Annotated in this window: 13 protein-coding genes; 5 read left to right on the top strand and 8 right to left on the bottom strand. The window is 66.7% G+C overall.

Annotated features, from left to right (window positions below; genetic code table 11):
* Nucleotides 1-12: 12 nt before the first annotated feature.
* The 4 genes from AB3X94_RS01880 to AB3X94_RS01865 all read right to left on the bottom strand — a co-directional run bounded on the left by AB3X94_RS01880 (nucleotide 13) and on the right by AB3X94_RS01865 (nucleotide 5662).
* Complete coding sequence (locus AB3X94_RS01880; protein ID WP_368610670.1) at nucleotides 13-2643, bottom strand: DNA internalization-related competence protein ComEC/Rec2; 2631 nt, start codon at nucleotides 2641-2643, stop codon at nucleotides 13-15.
* Nucleotides 2644-2756: 113 nt separating this feature from the next.
* Nucleotides 2757-3545 carry a TatD family hydrolase gene (locus AB3X94_RS01875; RefSeq protein WP_176108202.1) on the bottom strand — a complete coding sequence of 263 codons (789 nt, stop codon included), beginning with the start codon at nucleotides 3543-3545 and terminating at the stop codon, nucleotides 2757-2759.
* 115 nt (nucleotides 3546-3660) lie between these two features.
* Nucleotides 3661-4416 (bottom strand): lipoprotein-releasing ABC transporter ATP-binding protein LolD, encoded by a 756-nt coding sequence (gene lolD, locus AB3X94_RS01870; RefSeq protein ID WP_368610669.1) that lies wholly within the window; start codon nucleotides 4414-4416, stop codon nucleotides 3661-3663.
* A complete protein-coding gene (locus AB3X94_RS01865; protein WP_176108200.1) occupies nucleotides 4409-5662 on the bottom strand; it encodes a lipoprotein-releasing ABC transporter permease subunit in 1254 nt (417 codons plus the stop codon). Before AB3X94_RS01865 ends, lolD begins: the two co-directional genes overlap by 8 nt.
* Before the next feature lie 306 nt (nucleotides 5663-5968).
* Between AB3X94_RS01865 and AB3X94_RS01860 the strand changes: the two genes are divergently transcribed.
* From AB3X94_RS01860 to AB3X94_RS01840, 5 genes are all read left to right on the top strand, one after another.
* Entirely contained in the window at nucleotides 5969-7087 is a 1119-nt protein-coding gene (locus AB3X94_RS01860) for a regulator (RefSeq protein ID WP_368610668.1), read from the top strand.
* A 16-nt stretch (nucleotides 7088-7103) separates the two neighbouring features.
* The gene (recJ, locus tag AB3X94_RS01855) at nucleotides 7104-8810 is read left to right on the top strand and encodes a single-stranded-DNA-specific exonuclease RecJ (RefSeq protein WP_176108198.1); all 1707 of its coding nucleotides are present in this window, start codon (nucleotides 7104-7106) and stop codon (nucleotides 8808-8810) included.
* 110 nt (nucleotides 8811-8920) lie between these two features.
* Nucleotides 8921-10025, top strand: a protein-coding gene (gene prfB, locus AB3X94_RS01850; protein WP_013089810.1) for a peptide chain release factor 2 whose coding sequence is annotated in 2 segments (ribosomal slippage) — nucleotides 8921-9001 and nucleotides 9003-10025 — 1104 coding nt in all. Because the reading frame shifts where the segments join, the coding sequence is not laid out codon by codon here.
* Between the two features lie 135 nt (nucleotides 10026-10160).
* Nucleotides 10161-11717, top strand: coding sequence for a lysine--tRNA ligase (gene lysS / locus AB3X94_RS01845; protein WP_368610667.1), 1557 nt, complete (start codon nucleotides 10161-10163; stop codon nucleotides 11715-11717).
* Nucleotides 11718-12061: 344 nt separating this feature from the next.
* Complete coding sequence (locus AB3X94_RS01840; protein ID WP_176108197.1) at nucleotides 12062-12811, top strand: glycine zipper 2TM domain-containing protein; 750 nt, start codon at nucleotides 12062-12064, stop codon at nucleotides 12809-12811.
* 111 nt (nucleotides 12812-12922) lie between these two features.
* Here AB3X94_RS01840 and iscX read toward each other — a convergent pair whose 3' ends face one another.
* The 4 genes from iscX to hscB all read right to left on the bottom strand — a co-directional run bounded on the left by iscX (nucleotide 12923) and on the right by hscB (nucleotide 16204).
* Complete coding sequence (iscX, locus tag AB3X94_RS01835; RefSeq protein WP_008922031.1) at nucleotides 12923-13120, bottom strand: Fe-S cluster assembly protein IscX; 198 nt, start codon at nucleotides 13118-13120, stop codon at nucleotides 12923-12925.
* Nucleotides 13121-13135: 15 nt separating this feature from the next.
* Nucleotides 13136-13477, bottom strand: coding sequence for an ISC system 2Fe-2S type ferredoxin (fdx, locus tag AB3X94_RS01830; RefSeq protein ID WP_176108196.1), 342 nt, complete (start codon nucleotides 13475-13477; stop codon nucleotides 13136-13138).
* A 146-nt stretch (nucleotides 13478-13623) separates the two neighbouring features.
* Nucleotides 13624-15495: a Fe-S protein assembly chaperone HscA gene (gene hscA / locus AB3X94_RS01825; protein ID WP_176108195.1), complete on the bottom strand. Its 1872-nt coding sequence runs from the start codon at nucleotides 15493-15495 to the stop codon at nucleotides 13624-13626.
* 181 nt (nucleotides 15496-15676) lie between these two features.
* Complete coding sequence (hscB, locus tag AB3X94_RS01820; protein ID WP_176108194.1) at nucleotides 15677-16204, bottom strand: Fe-S protein assembly co-chaperone HscB; 528 nt, start codon at nucleotides 16202-16204, stop codon at nucleotides 15677-15679.
* Nucleotides 16205-16280: the final 76 nt, after the last annotated feature.

The following is a 16280-nucleotide window of genomic DNA, read 5'->3' as shown; positions in this document are numbered from 1 at the left end:
GCGGCGACGCGCTCAGGGCTCCATCCAGTAGCGGCGCTGCGTGTCGCGATAGCGCTCGAGCGTGAGCGCGGCGCCCTCCTCACCGCGCGCGCCCGGATCGACGTCGACCCTGACGGCGCCATCCCGATCGCTGCGCGCGAGCTCGATATGACGCGCCACGTAGCGCGCGAGCACGCCCGCGTTCGGATGATGAAAACGATTTTCGTAGCCTACCTGAAATAACGCGATGGACGGATCGATAGAGTCGAGGAACGGTTCGGTCGACGAGGTCTTGCTGCCATGATGCGGCACTATCAATACTTGCGCGCGTAACATCTCGCGATCGCGTGCGAGCAGCGCGCGTTCGGTCGGCGCTTCGATGTCGGCGGTCAGCAGAGCCGCGAACCGCGGCGCGTTGACACTGACCAACGCCGCCTGGCCTGCATTGGTGGCGGGCAACGTGCTGACTCTCAACACGCAGCAATGTTCGTTCGCCTTGCCGGTGAGCGCCCCGGCGTCCGGCCACAATACGGCGAACTCGACACCGTCCCACTGCCAGCGCTGCCCCGCCACACACGGCAGCGTCCGCGTGCCATGCTGCTTCGCCTTCGGCCACAGCGGATTGTCCGGCTTCAGTCCGGCCACCAGCTGACGCACCTCGATCGCGTCGAGCACTGCCGGCGCGCCGCCCGAATGATCCGAATCGTCGTGGCTGATCATCAGCGTATCGAGCATCGTCACACCTTGCGCCTGCAGGAACGGCACCACCACTCGCTCGCCAGCATGCGTCGATTCCGGGCCGGGGCCGGCATCGAACAGCAACGCGTGATGCGCGGTCTGCACGAGCACCGACGTGCCCTGCCCGACATCGAGCGCAGTCAGACGGAACGCGCCCGATGGCTCGGCGAGTGCGCCGTTTGCGCTGGGCATCAGCAGCGGCAGCCACGTCAGCGGCGCCGCCCAGCGCAACGGCCAGCCGCGCGGCGCGAGACACCACAGCACACCGACTGCCGCCGCGGCGAGCGCCCACGCATGCGGCTGCGGCAACCACCACAATGTCCAGCGCGGTCCCGACACCAGCTCCAGGCCGGCCACGAGACCATCGAGCAGCGTGTGCGCGGCGCGCCACGCGAACGCGTCGAGCGGCGCAGGCAATGCGACGCCCGCGAGCACCGCCGGCGTGACGAGCGCGCTCACCCACGGAATCGCGAACGCATTCGCGAGCGGACCGACGAGCGGAATCTGCGCGAACCAGTAGGCGGTCAGCGGCGCAAGCGCGACCGTCACCGCGAACTGCACGTGCGCGGCGCTGCGCAAGCGTTCGGCGAAGGCACGCAGATGCCGGATCAAGTCAGGACGCAGCGCCAGCCACCTACCATGCGCCGCGCCGCCCTCTTCGTCTTCATGCCGAAGGGACGCCTGTGGACCGCGCACGCGCGGCCGCCCCGCCATCGCGAACAGGATCGCGCCGACCGCGCAGAACGACAGCCAGAATCCGGCCGACACGACCGCCCACGGATCGACCAGCAGCACGAGCCCGAGCGCCCACGCGAGCACCGTTGAGCGCGCCAGTTGCCGGCCACCGACGAACGCCAGCGCGACGAGTGCGGCCATCCACAGCGCGCGTTGCGCCGGCACGTTGAAGCCCGCGAGCGCGGCATGCAGCGCGGCGAACAGCGCCCCCGCCGTCACGCCGACGAGCTGCGCGGGCAGGCGCAGCGGCCAGTTGCGGCCGAGCCAGCCCGAGCGTCGCCAGACTGCGGCCGCGAGCCAGCCGGTCAACCCCGCGACCAGGCCGATGTGCAAGCCCGAAATCGCCACCAGATGACTCGTGCCGGTGCCGCGCATCAATTGCCAGTCGGCGGGGCTCAGCTGGTCCTGCGCGCCGACCGCGAGTGCGACGACGATGCCGCGATGCGGCGCATCGGCGAGCACCGTGTCGATACGCGCGCGCAATGCGGCGCGCCAGCGGTCGACCAGCACGGCGAGCCCGCGCGCGCGACCGGCGAGGCGTCGCGCATGCTCCGGCACGCTCACGTAACCAGTCGCGCGGACGTTGCGCGCGAGCAGACTCGCCTCGGCATCGCGCACGCCAAAATTCGCGTTGCCGTGCGGGCGCTTCAGGCGCACGGTCAGACGCCAGCGCTCGCCCGGTTCGAGCCGCGGCGCCGGGGCGTCGCGCGCGATCCAGGCGAGTTGGACCACGCGCGGAAAAGCGGCGAGGCGCGCATCGTTCGACTCGATGTCGAACAGGAAGCGCGCGCCTTTGTCGTCGCGCGTTGGCAGTCCCTTGATAGCGCCGACCACCTCGATGTCGCGCCCTTCCCACTCATGCGGCAGACTTACGGCGAGCCGCGTATGAGCGCGCAGAGCCGCATAGCCGAAACCGACGCAGATCGCCGCGCACCACACGGCGCCCCAACCGGCGACCCGCCGCATGCGGACGTCGCGCCATGCGCGGCTAGCGAACTGGTTCGAAAAGCGCCGCTCGTATTCGAGCCGGTACGCCGCACCCATCCTATCGCCACGCAAACCCCACACGGCAACGCCAGCCGCCGTGGAGCCGGCCAGTATCAACGCCCACCATCCGCCCGCATCCGGCAACACCGCCTGCTGCTGCAGCCAGATCACGCCCAACGCAAACCCGCACCAGACTGCCCGCATCCGCCCTCCGCACCACTGGCGCCGGGCGTCGTCACGCGCCGGCGAGCAGGCAGCAGCGAGCCCGCCGGGCATGGGTGTCGCCCGGCGCGAACCCTTTCGATCAACGGAATCGATTATGCAGAGGAAAGCGCGAGTCGCGGCAGCGCGGCGAGCGCGTTAGCCGTTGTGCCAAGGGCTGCTGCGTCGGAAGTGACACCGCGCAGTTGCGCGAGACTCGCGCCGATCGCCGGAATCTGCTCCGGCGAATTGCGCTGCCTGTACATCCACGATGGCGCGATATCGGGCGCGTCGGTCTCGACGACCAGCGCGTCGAATGGCAGCTGTTCGGCAAGTCGGCGGATCTGCCGCGCGCGCTCGAACGTCAGGTTGCCGCCGAACCCAAGATGCAGGCCCTGATCGATATAAGCCCGAGCCTGCTGGAAACTGCCATTGAACGCGTGCGCGATGCCGCGATGGATCTGATGCCGGCGCAGTCCCGCGATCACCTGATCCTGCGATTTGCGCACGTGGCAGATGACCGGCAGATCGAACTCGCGCGCGAGTTGCAACTGCCCGTTGTAGAAAAATTGTTGGCGCGCATCGTCGAGACCGTCGACGAAAAAGTCGAGCCCAATCTCGCCAATGCCGACGAAGCGCGGATCGTCGAGACTCGCCTCGATCTCCAGGCGCAACAGGTCGAGGTCGGCGTCGACGGCGCCTGGCGTGTACATGGGATGAATGCCGAGCGCGTACGCGCCGCCGTCGACACGGTGCGCGAGCTCGCGCACCGCCGCGAAGTTCTGTCGCCCGATCGCCGGGATCACGATGCGCGACACCCCCGCATCGCGCGCGGACGCCGCGACCGCGTCACGATCGGCGTCGAACTCCGAAGCGTCGAGATGGCAGTGCGTATCGATCCACATGGGTTGTCTCGCTGGCAATGGAACCGAACCGAAGGTGGTCCGGCGTTTCGCGGCGGCGGTCGGTCATCCGCGGACCACCAGCAACGACCGTGCCGGGGTTTCGCTCAACCCGGGTTCAGACCGGCACCGGCGGTTCTTCGTGCAGCACGCCGTCGCGCAGCCGCATGATGCGATCGCAGCGCCCCGCCAGTTCGGGGTCGTGCGTGACGATCACGAAGCTCGTCTCGAGCGTGCGCGACAGTTCGAGCATCAGGTTGAACACGGTGTCGGCGGTGCCGCCGTCGAGGTTGCCGGTCGGCTCATCGGCGAGCACGCAGGCGGGCTTCGTGACGAGCGCGCGCGCGATCGCGATACGCTGACGCTCGCCGCCCGACAGCTCGCCCGGCCGATGCTTCGCGCGATGCTCCATGCCGACGCGCTCCAGCACCGCCATCGCCTCACGGCGCGCGACTTCGGTCGTCTCGCGACGAATTCGCAGCGGCATCGCGACGTTATCGAGCGCGGAAAACTCCGGCAGCAAATGGTGAAACTGATAAACGAAACCGAGCGCGCGATTGCGCAGGTCGTTGCGCTCGCGCTCGGAGAGCTTCGTGAACGGCTTGCCGAGCACCGACACCTCGCCCGCGCTCGGATCGTCGAGACCGCCGAGCACGTGCAGCAGTGTGCTCTTGCCGGAGCCCGACGCGCCGACGATCGCGAGCTTCTCGCCGCGCCGCACGGCGAGCTCGGCATTGTTGAGCACCTGCACGTTCAGGCCACCCTGCACGAACGATTTGGAAATGCCGGTGGCTTCGAGCACGTACGGATACGATGCGGGGTCCTGAGCGTTCATGGATGAATCGGTTGAGGGATGGACGAGGCGGTCATTCATAGCGCAGCGCCTCCGCCGGACGGACCTTCGCGCCGCGCCAGCTCGGATACAGCGTCGCGAGCGCGGACAGCACGAACGCGATGATGCCGATGCGAGCGACGTCGGCCGGAACCAGCTCGGACGGCAGCTCGCTGATGAAGTACACCGACGGCGGCAGGAACTGCACGCCGAGCAGATGCTCGATCATCGGCACCAGCCACGGAATGCTCCACGCGATCAGGCAGCCGAGCGCGACGCCGGTCGCCGTGCCGATGAAGCCGATCGTCACACCCTGCACGACGAAGATCTTCATGATCGAGCCGGGCTGCGCGCCGAGCGTACGCAGGATCGCGATATCGGCCTGCTTGTTGGTCACCGTCATCACCAGCGACGACACCAGATTGAACGCGGCCACCGCAATGATCAGCGTCAGGATGATGAACATCATGCGCTTTTCGATCTGCACCGCCGAGAACCAGGTCTTGTTCTGCTGGGTCCAGTCGCGAATGTACAGATCGCCCGACAGCGTGCGCGCGAGCTGACGCGCGACTTCCGGCGCGCGCTGCATGTCGGTGAGCCTCAGCCGCACGCCGGTCGGCGCGGGCAGCCGGAACAGCGCCTGTGCGTCCTTGATGTTGATCAGCGCGAGCGTGCTGTCGTATTCGTAGTGGCCCGACTCGAAAATGCCGACCACCGTGAACTGCTTCAGGCGCGGCAGCATGCCGGCGGGCGTGATCGTGCCTTCGGGCGCGACGAGCGTGATCTTGTCGTTCAACTGCACGCCGAGGTTGGCCGCGAGATCGGCGCCGAGCACGATGCCGAAGTCGCCGGGCAGGAGGTCGGTCAGCTTGCCGCCCTTCATTTCCTTGCCGATATCGGACACTTCCGGTTCGAGCGTCGGCTCGATGCCGCGCAACGCGACGCCGCTCACCGCATCCTGGCGCGTGAGCAGCGCCTGGGCCTCGACGTAGGGCGCCGCGCCGATCACCAGCTGGTTCTGCCGCGCTTCCTTCGCGGTCAGCTGCCAGTCGGGCATCGACCCGGTCGGCGAAAAGATCTCGACGTGCGCGAGCACCGACAGCATGCGGTCGCGCACCTCTTTCTGAAAGCCGTTCATCACCGACAGCACCACGATCAGCGCCGCGACGCCAAGCGCGATGCCCGACATCGACACCAGCGCGATGAACGAGATGAAGCCGTTGCCGGTCGTGCGTTTGCCGGCGCGTGTGTAGCGCCAGCCAATCTGCCATTCGTAGGGAAATTTCAAGCGAATCCTTTTGTGCGTTCTTCGACTGTGTGTCGGGAGCGGCGGACATCGAGCGTGCGCCGAGCGGCCCGAGCGTCGTGACCGTTGGGCTCGCGGCGGCGCGGATCGTTCCTCGCCCGCCCAGCCGCCGTGCGGCTCCGCTGGCGCATGGAGGCGTGGCTGCACGGTGCGCCGCCCCTGCCGCGCCCAGCGATCAAGCGCGAAGTTTGCCACACAATGCCGCCGGCTCGCGCAAAGCTCATGCCTCGGTTCGCGATCGACAAACCGACCGTGCTTCGTCGAAATACTCGCACCGTTTGCCCTACAATGCGCAGCATCATGCCTGCCGACCGCCTCCATCTTCTGCTGCCCTTCGCGCTGCCCGCCGCGGCCGACGCCTCCACCGCGCTTCACGACATCCAGAGCCCCGCCCTCGACAGGCTGGTCGCCCGCGCGACGCTGATCGAACGCGTGATCGGCGAAGATTTTCAGCGCACGCTGCCGCACGAGCGCTGGGTCGCGCGACAATTCGGCGCGCTGCCCGATGGCACGGCGGACGCCTCGGCCGCCGCCGACGAAGCCCCGCTCGCGCCCTACATGCTGCGCGCCGACGGCGGCGAACCCGGCAGCGCGACGTGGGCCTGCGTGCAGCCGGTGCACGTGCACATCGCGCACGACCACCTGGTGCTGATCGATCCCGCGTCGCTCGATCTGTCGGACGACGAAGCGGCCACGCTGCTCGCGCTTGCGCGTCCGCTGATCGAGGAACTCGGCGTGCGCATCGAAGCGCCGAAACCGACCCGCTGGTATCTGTCGAGCGACGCGTTCGGCACGCTCGCGGGCGCGTCGCCGTTGCGCGCGAGCGGCCGCAACATCGAGATCTGGCTGCCCCATGAAGCGCATTCCGGCGAACGCTCGCGCGCATGGATGAAGCTGCAGAACGAAGTGCAGATGGCATGGTTCGAGCATCCGGTCAACGAGGCGCGCGAGGCACGCGGGCTGCCGGCCGTCAACTCGATCTGGTTTTACGCGCAAGGCGCCGCGCGGCCGGTGCGCAGTCCGTTCGCGCAGGTGCTGTCCGACGCCGCCGCGACGCGGGGCCTCGCGCTCAGCGCGGGGATCACGCCAGGCGCGCCGCCGGCGTCGTATCGCGAACTGCCGGCGGCGCTGCGCCGTGCAACCAACGGCAGCGGCGCGACACTCGTCGAACTCGATCCATTCTCCGCGCCCTACATCGAACAGGACTGGGCGCGCTGGAACCAGGCATTCGCCGCGCTGCAGACGGACTGGTTCGAGCCGGCGCTCGCGGCGCTGCAGGCGGGCGAACTCCCCGAACTCGGCCTCACGCTGTGCGGCGACACCGGCTCGGTGACGCTGACCGTCACGCGCGGCGATCTGCGCAAATTCTGGCGGCGGCGCGTGCTGGCCTCGCTTTTCATCGAATGATCCACGGCCCTTCCGCATGACCCGAATCGTTACGCGCCCCTGCTCCCCCGTCGATGCCGAAGTACTGATCCGCTGCGGCATGCATCCGGTGCTCGCGCGCCTGTACGCATCGCGCGGCGTCTGCCTGCCCGAAGAGGTCGAGACCGGCCTCGCGCGGCTCGTGCCGCCCGTCGAGCTGAAGGGCTGCGACGCGGCCGCCGCGCTGCTCGCCGACGCGCTCCAGCAGCAGCGCCGCATGCTGGTCGTCGCCGACTACGACTGCGACGGCGCGACCGCCTGCGCGGTCGCGGTGCGCGGACTGCGCATGTTCGGCGCGCGCATCGACTATCTGGTGCCGAACCGCATGGAGCACGGCTACGGACTCACGCCGGACATCGTCGAGCTGGCGGCGCGCGGCGCTACGGGCAAGCCCGATCTGCTGATCACCGTCGACAACGGCATCGCGAGCGTCGACGGCGTCGCCGCCGCCAACGCGCTCGGCATCGACGTACTCGTCACCGACCACCACCTGCCCGGCGACGAACTGCCCGCCGCGCGCGCGATCGTCAATCCGAACCAGCCGGGCTGCAGGTTCCCGAGCAAGTGCCTGGCCGGCGTCGGCGTGATGTTCTACGTGCTGCTCGCGCTGCGCGCCGAACTGCGCCGCCGCGGCGCGTTCGGCGATGCGCTGCCCGAACCGCGCCTCGACGGCCTGCTCGATCTGGTCGCGCTCGGCACCGTCGCCGATGTCGTCAAGCTCGACGGCAACAACCGCGTGCTGGTCGCGCAAGGTCTGCAGCGCATCCGCAAGGGTCGCATGCAGCCGGGCATCGCCGCCCTCTTTCGCGCCGCCGCGCGAGACGCGCGCAACGCGTCCGGCTTCGACCTCGGCTTCGCACTGGGACCGCGCCTGAACGCGGCGGGACGGCTGTCGGACATGTCGCTCGGCATCGAATGCCTGACCACCGACGACGTCGGCCGCGCGTGGGAACTCGCGCAGCAGCTCGACACGATGAACCGCGAGCGCCGCGAAATCGAGGCCGGCATGCAGCAGCAGGCACTGGACGACCTGTCGACGGTCGATCCCGACGGCGCGACCACGATCACGCTGTTCAATCCGGGCTGGCATCAAGGCGTGATCGGCATCGTCGCCGGACGGCTGAAGGAGAAATTCCACCGCCCGTCGTTCACGTTCGCACCCGCCGACGATACCGGCGTGCTCGTCAAGGGCTCGGGCCGCTCGATCGCGGGCTTCCATCTGCGCGACGCGCTCGATCTGATCTCGAAGCGCGAACCGGACCTGATCGTCAAATTCGGCGGCCACGCGATGGCCGCGGGCCTGACGATCGCCGCCGCGAACGTGCCGCGCTTCACGGCCGCCTTCGAGGCGGTCGGCCGCGAATGGCTGTCCGCGGAGGCGCTCGCGCGCACGGTCGAAACCGACGGCGAGCTGGAAGACGCGTACTTCACGCCGCAATTCGTCGAGATGCTCGATGCGGCCGTATGGGGCCAAGGCTTTCCGGCGCCGGTGTTCTCGGGCGAATTCGAGGTCGCGTCGCAGGCGCTCGTGAAGGACAAGCACCTGAAGCTGCAACTGTTGCGCGGCCGCCAGCGCTTCAACGCGATCTGGTTCAATCACACCGATACGCTGCCCGCGCGCACCACCGTCGCCTACCGGCTCGCGAGCGACACATGGAACGGCGTGTCGCGCGTGCAATTGATCGTCGAGCACGCGGCGAGCTGAAATCTTCCGCAAAATCAATTGCGAACACGCGCCGGATCGCCCGCGGGGCTCCGGCGCGGCGTGCCGATCGGCTATAATTTCTCCTTTTTACGAAGCTATAAAAGATCGACATGGAAGCGGAACGTCTCAACGCGATCGAAGCCTCTCTGGCCGACCTGCGCAAGCGCGCGGACGACCTACGGGGGTATCTTTGACTACGACGACAAAGCACTGCGTCTAATCGAAGTCAACCGGGAACTCGAAGACCCGGACGTCTGGAACGATGCGAAGCACGCCCAGGCACTCGGTAAGGAAAAGAAGCTGCTCGACGACACGGTCGGCAAACTCACGTCGATCACCAACGACGTGAACGACGCGCAAGACCTGTTCGACATGGCGCGCGAAGAAGCCGACGACGAAACGCTGCTCGCCTGCGAAGCCGATGCCCAGGCCATCGAGGCGCGCGTCGCCGACATGGAATTCCGCCGGATGTTCGCGAACCCGGCCGACCCCAACAACGCCTTTCTCGACATCCAGGCCGGCGCCGGCGGCACCGAAGCGTGCGACTGGGCGTCGATGCTGCTGCGCCAATATCTGCGCTACTGCGAGCGCAAGGGCTTCAAGACCGAAGTGCTCGAGCAGACCGAAGGCGACGTCGCCGGCATCAAGAATGCGACGATCAAGATCGAAGGTGAATACGCGTACGGCTTCCTGCGTACCGAAACCGGCGTGCACCGCCTCGTGCGCAAGTCGCCGTTCGATTCATCGGGCGGCCGTCACACTTCGTTCTCGTCGGTGTTCGTGTACCCGGAAATCGACGACTCGATCGAAGTCGAGATCAACCCGGCCGATCTGCGCATCGACACGTACCGTGCTTCCGGCGCGGGCGGTCAGCACATCAACAAGACCGACTCGGCGGTGCGTATCACGCATATGCCGTCGGGCATCGTCGTGCAGTGCCAGAACGACCGCTCGCAGCACCGCAACCGCGCCGAAGCAATGGCGATGCTGAAATCGCGCCTATACGAAGCGGAAATCCGCAAGCGTCAGGCCGAGCAGGACAAGCTCGAAGCCGGCAAGACCGATGTGGGTTGGGGCCATCAGATCCGCTCGTACGTGCTCGACAACAGCCGCATCAAGGATCTGCGCACCAACGTCGAAATCAGCAACACGAAGAGCGTGCTCGACGGCGATCTCGATCCGTTCATCAGCGCAAGCCTGAAACAGGGCGTCTAAGCGCGCACGGCGCGGCCACGTTCAGCGATCGGGACCGCGCTTGCTTCGTTTTCCAGTACCGCCTGAGGTTTCTACACTGACTGGCTTCCCGCTTTGCGGCGCACGCCGCGGCGGGCCACCGAATACCAAATCATCATGACTGAACCGACCCAGCCGAATGCGGCCCAGCGGAATGCCGCCCAGCCGACTGTCGTGCCCGAAGTGGACGACAACAAGATCATCGCCGAACGCCGCGAAAAGCTGCGCGAGCTGCGTGAGCAAGGCGTCGCCTATCCGAACGATTTCCGTCCCACGCACCACGCCGAAGATCTGCAGTCGCAGTACGAGCACGCCGACAAGGAAGCGCTCGAAGCGAATCCGCTCGAAGTCGCGATCGCCGGCCGCATGATGCTCAAACGCGTGATGGGCAAGGCGAGCTTCGCGACCGTGCGCGATGGCTCGGGTCAGATCCAGTTCTTCATCACGCCAGCCGACGTCGGCCAGGAAACCTACGACGCGTTCAAGAAGTGGGACATGGGCGACATCGTCGCCGCGCGCGGCGTGCTGTTCCGCACCAACAAGGGCGAGCTGTCGGTGCGCTGCACGGAGCTGCGTCTGCTGTCGAAGTCGCTGCGTCCGCTGCCGGACAAGTTCCACGGTCTCGCCGACCAGGAAATGAAGTACCGCCAGCGCTATGTCGATCTGATCGTCACGCCGGAGACGCGCCGCACGTTCCTCGCACGCACCAAGGCGATTTCGTCGATCCGCAAGTACATGGCCGACGCGAATTTCATGGAAGTCGAAACGCCGATGCTGCACCCGATTCCGGGCGGCGCGGCAGCCAAGCCGTTCTCGACGCACCACAACGCGCTCGACATGCAGATGTTCCTGCGCATCGCGCCGGAGCTGTATCTGAAGCGTCTGGTGGTGGGCGGCTTCGAGCGTGTGTTCGAAATCAATCGTAACTTCCGCAACGAGGGCGTGTCCGTGCGCCACAACCCGGAATTCACGATGATCGAGTTCTACGCGGCCTACACCGACTACAAGTGGCTGATGGACTTCACCGAGCAGTTGATTCGCCAGGCCGCGATCGATGCGCTCGGCACGGCCACGATCACCTATCAGGGACGCGAGCTCGATCTGTCGAAGCCGTTCCATCGCCTCACGATCACGCAGGCGATCCAGAAATACGCGCCGCAATACACGAACGAGCAGCTCGCCGACAGCACGTTCCTGCGCGCCGAACTGAAGAAGTTCGGCGTCGATGCCTCGCAGCCGCAGTTCCTGAACGCGGGCATTGGCTCGCTGCAGCTGGCGCTGTTCGAAGAGACCGCCGAGTCGCAACTGTGGGAGCCGACCTACATCATCGACTACCCGATCGAGGTGTCGCCGCTCGCGCGTGCGTCGGACAAGGTGGAAGGCATCACCGAGCGTTTCGAGCTGTTCATCACCGGCCGCGAAATCGCCAACGGTTTCTCCGAGCTGAACGATCCGGAAGATCAGGCCGCGCGCTTCAGGAAGCAGGTCGATCAGAAGGACGCCGGCGACGAGGAAGCGATGTTCTACGACGCGGACTACATCCGCGCGCTCGAATACGGCATGCCGCCGGCGGGTGGCTGCGGTATCGGCATCGACCGTCTGGTGATGATGCTGACCGATAGCCCGAGCATCCGCGACGTGATTCTGTTCCCGCATCTGCGTCGCGAAGATTGAGCGACGCGAAGCGCGAGTAGGCGTTGCGCTTCGCGTGCAATGTGATGGTTTTGAAGAGCGCCCGGTCGATGCCGGGCGTTTTTTTATGCGCGTTTTCGCTTGGCGGGACCGGTTTCTGCGAGCGGTCGTTTTGTAACCGGCGGTAAAAGCCGCGCCAGTGCGCGCAAGTCGCCGTGGTCGCAACGGTCTTGAAAGCTTGCTGACACAAGGCGCGCCGCGCAGAGGCCACCGGCCCACGCCCGAAGCCGCCATCGAGCCGGTTACAAATGGAAACGCTGCCGGGATCGAATTGCCCGACACTCAGTCTCATAGCCAGTCGGCTCTGTCAGAAGTGGAGGCCCCACATGGACACCCCTACTCATCAACCCACGCAGCCACGTCGTCTTCATCCGTTGATCGCGGTTGCCGCCGGCGCGGTGCTCGTTGCAAGTCTCGTCGCTACCGCCGCGATCACCGGCGTGTTCCCGAAGGCGTCGGGCAACGGCGCACAGAACGATCAGACACAGGCCGCGCAGGTCAGCACGCAAGTGCCGGGCGTCGTCGATTCGGCCGCACCGGTCAATCCATCCGCGCAACAGCAGCAGGTTCAGGCTCAGCAAGCTGCGCAGCCCGCCCCAGCCCCGGCCCCCGCTCCGGCGCAGCAACAGCAGTACGCGCAGCAGCAACAGGCGCCGGCCGCACCTCAGGCGCAGTACGCGCAACAACCCGGGCCGCAAGCAGCGCCCCAGTACGCGCAGCAGCCGGCGCCACAAGCCGCTCATTGCTCGACTTGCGGCACGGTCGTCGCGATCTCGGCGGTTCGGCATGAAGGACATGGCACCGGTATTGGCGCGGTCGGCGGCGCGGTGGCCGGTGGCGTCGTCGGCAACCAGTTCGGGGCCGGCGGCGGGCGTACCGCGATGACGCTGCTCGGCGCGCTCGGCGGCGGGCTCGCCGGCAACTCGGTCGAAAAACATTTGCGCAGCACCACGTCGTATTCGGTGCGCGTGCACATGGAAGACGGCAAGACGCGCTACTTCACCTATCACGAGGCGCCGCCGTTCCACGACGGCGAGCGCGTGCGCGTCCAGAACGGCGGTCTCGTCGCCGACTGAGATCGGCCGCGTCACTCTGGCGCGCCACTCCCGTCAACGCAGCCATGAAAAAGGGCGATTCCATCGGAATCGCCCTTTCTTTGCAGTTCATGAACCAGTTCGAATGCGCGTTCAATAATCCGCGTCTTCGATCCACGCCGCCTGAATCGCTTCGAGGATCTTTTCGCTGGAGCGGTTCGGATCGTCGTCGAAGCCTTCGAGCTCCATCACCCAGCGATGCAGGTCGGTGAAACGCACCTGCTGCGGATCGACATCCTGATGCTTGTCGGTCAGAGCCATCGCGATTTCTTGCGTATCGGTCCACTTCATGGCGGCGCCCTCCTGTTAGTGGTTTTCCTTCGCGTGATTGATCGAGTAACGCGGAATTTCGACGACCAGATCCTGCTCGTCCGGCATGATCGCCTGGCACGACAGGCGCGAAGCCGGTTCGAGCCCCCATGCCTTGTCCAACAGATCGTCCTCGTCTTCCTCGGACGGCGTCAAGGCGGCGAAACCCTCACGCACGATCACGTGACAGGTCGTGCATGCGCACGACTTCTCGCACGCATGCTCGATTTCGATACCGTTATCGAGCAGGTTGTCGCAGATGCTCTTGCCGGGAACGGCGTCGATCAGCGCGCCTTCCGGGCACAGTTCGACGTGAGGCAGCACAACGATTTGAGGCATACAGTTTCCGTTTGGGTCTGAGGCACAGCGGCTGCCAGCAATGCCGCGTGCAGGCTCCGTACCATTTTACTGGCGCCGCGCGGACTTTTTAAGTCCAGCCGGCGCGCTCCGGTGATTCGTGCGACGTTCGCGGTTCGTTCGCCCGTTCAGATCTCGTCGAGCTTGCGGCCCGACAGCGCGCGGCGAATCCCCTTGTTCATGCGGCGCGCGGCGAATTCGTCGGTGCCTTCGGCGAGCGCCTTCGTCGCGGCTTCGATCGCGCCGACGTCCTCGCCCGGGGCGACGTTGCGCAGCGCGGCGAGCAGCGTGTCGAGTTCGGCGCGTTCACTGTCGTCGAGCAGCTCGGCGTCGGCGGCGAGCGCCGCGTCGGTCGCTTCGACGAGACGCTGCGCTTCGACCTGCGCCTCGCGCAGAGCGCGCGCCCGCATATCGATTTCAGCGGTCGAAAAGCTGTCTTCGAGCATGCGCGCGATGTCGTCATCGGCGAGCCCATACGAAGGCTTCACGACGACCGACGCCTCCACGCCCGACGCGAGCTCGCGCGCGAACACGGACAGCAGGCCGTCGGCGTCGACCTGATAGGTCACGCGAATGCGCGCGGCGCCCGCGGCCATCGGCGGAATGCCGCGCAGCTCGAAGCGCGCGAGCGAACGGCAATCGCTGACGAGCTCGCGCTCGCCCTGGACGACGTGAATCGCCATCGCGGTCTGACCGTCCTTGAAGGTCGTGAAATCCTGCGCGCGCGCGACTGGAATCGTCGAGTTGCGCGGAATGATCTTCTCGGTGAGACCACCCATCGTCTCGACGCCGAGTGACAGCGGAATCACGTCGAGCAGCAGCCACTCGTCGCCTTCCGCGCCGCGATTGCCGGCCAGCAGATCGGCCTGGATGGCCGCGCCGAGCGCGACGACCTGGTCCGGATCGAGATTGACGAGCGGCGCCTGGCCGAAGAACGCCTCGACCGCGCGGCGGATCACCGGCATGCGCGTCGCGCCGCCAACCAGCACGACACCCTTGATCTCCTTCGTGGTGACCTTCGCGTCGCGCAGCGCCTTCTTCGTCGGACCCAGCGTGCGTTGCACCAGCTCGGCCGTGATGGTCTCGAAAGTGGCTTCGTCGATCGTCAGATCGAGCGCGGTGCCGTTGGAAAGCGCGAGCTTGAGATCAGCCTGCGGCGCGCTCGACAACGCCTCCTTGGCCTCGCGCACGCTATCGAGCAGCAGGCGCACGTCGTGCGGCGCGAGCGTCTGCGGCGCGATGCCGGCCTGTTCGAGCACATGGCGGTACAGCGCATGATCGAAGTCGTCGCCGCCGAGCGCGGAATCGCCGCCCGCCGCCAGCACTTCGAACACGCCCTTGGTGAGCTTAAGAATGGACAAGTCGAAGGTGCCGCCGCCGAGGTCGTAGACCGCGTACAGACCTTCGGCGCCGTTGTCGAGACCGTAGGCGATCGCGGCCGCGGTCGGTTCGTTCAGCAGACGCAGCACGTTCAGCCCCGCGAGGCGCGCGGCGTCTTTCGTCGCCTGGCGCTGCGCTTCGTCGAAGTATGCGGGCACCGTGATCACCGCGCCGACCAGTTCGTCGCCGAGCGTGTCTTCGGCGCGCTGGCGCAGCGTCGCGAGAATTTCAGCCGATACTTCCACCGGGCTCTTCACGCCGTCCACAGTACGGATCTGCACCATGCCGGGTGCATCGATGAAGTCGTACGGCGCGTTTTCGGCGCCCTCCACCTCGGCCTTGCCGCGGCCCATGAAGCGCTTGACCGACACGATCGTGTTGCGCGGGTCGCTGGCGGCCTCGGCCTTCGCCCGGCGGCCGATGCGACGGCCGCCCTGTTCCAGGTAGCGCACCACCGAGGGCAGCAGCACGTGCCCGTCTTCGTCGGGCAGCACATCGGGCAGGCCGCTGCGCACGGCGGCGACGAGGGAGTTGGTGGTGCCGAGATCGATACCGACCGCCAGACGCCGCTGGTGAGGCGCCGGTGCCATGCCGGGTTCGGAGATTTGCAGTAAGGCCATCTGGATCTTCTCGGGGACGTTGTGCCCCGTCCTGAATGTTCGCGTTGCTGGGGGTGATGCCACGGCTCGCGGCCGCTCTGGTTTTTGTTTGTCGCTTGCTACATCGCTGCCTGCCGGTGCTGCTTCGGCGTGTTGCTGCTTGCCGGCGCCGCGCTTTTTGCGCGCGCCGCACGAAACCGGGCTAGCCTTCGAGCCGCTCGATCTGCGCGTCGATTTCCGACGCGACGCGTTCGATGAACATCATCTGCCGCACCGCCTCGGCCGCCGCCTGATTCGCACCGCTATCGAGCGATGCGCCGAGCTTGTCGAAGCGCTGACGTTCCTCGTCGCGCAACTCGATGAGCAACGCGTCGAGCGCGTCGACGTTCTTCGCCGCGGCCGCGTCCTCGATGTTCTCGCGCCACTCCATCTGCTGCATCAGGAACGCGGGCTCCATCGCCGTGTTGTTCTCCGCGCCGACGTTGATGCCGCGCAGCGACAGCAGATAGGTCGCGCGCTTGAGCGGATCGCGCAGCGTCTGATACGCCTCGTTCGCGCGCGTCGCCCATTGCATCGCGATACGCTTTTGCGCATCGCCGGCCGCCGCGAAGCGGTCCGGATGCACCTGCGCCTGCACGGTGCGGTACGCGTGATCGAGCGTGCTCGCGTCGAGCGCGAATTGCGCCGGCAGACCAAACAGATCGAAGTGGCTGTCGTTCAGCGATGCCATCGGATGAAAGTCCGTTGATGAAAACCTGGTGTGGAAACGTTGGGCCGTGTCAGGCGTGAGCGCTTCACGCGCGCAC

Source organism: Paraburkholderia sp. BR10923 (assembly GCF_040948765.1).
GTDB lineage: Bacteria > Pseudomonadota > Gammaproteobacteria > Burkholderiales > Burkholderiaceae > Paraburkholderia > Paraburkholderia youngii.
The sequence above is the reverse complement of the archived record's forward strand: the minus strand, read 5'-3'. Positions and strand labels throughout refer to the sequence as shown.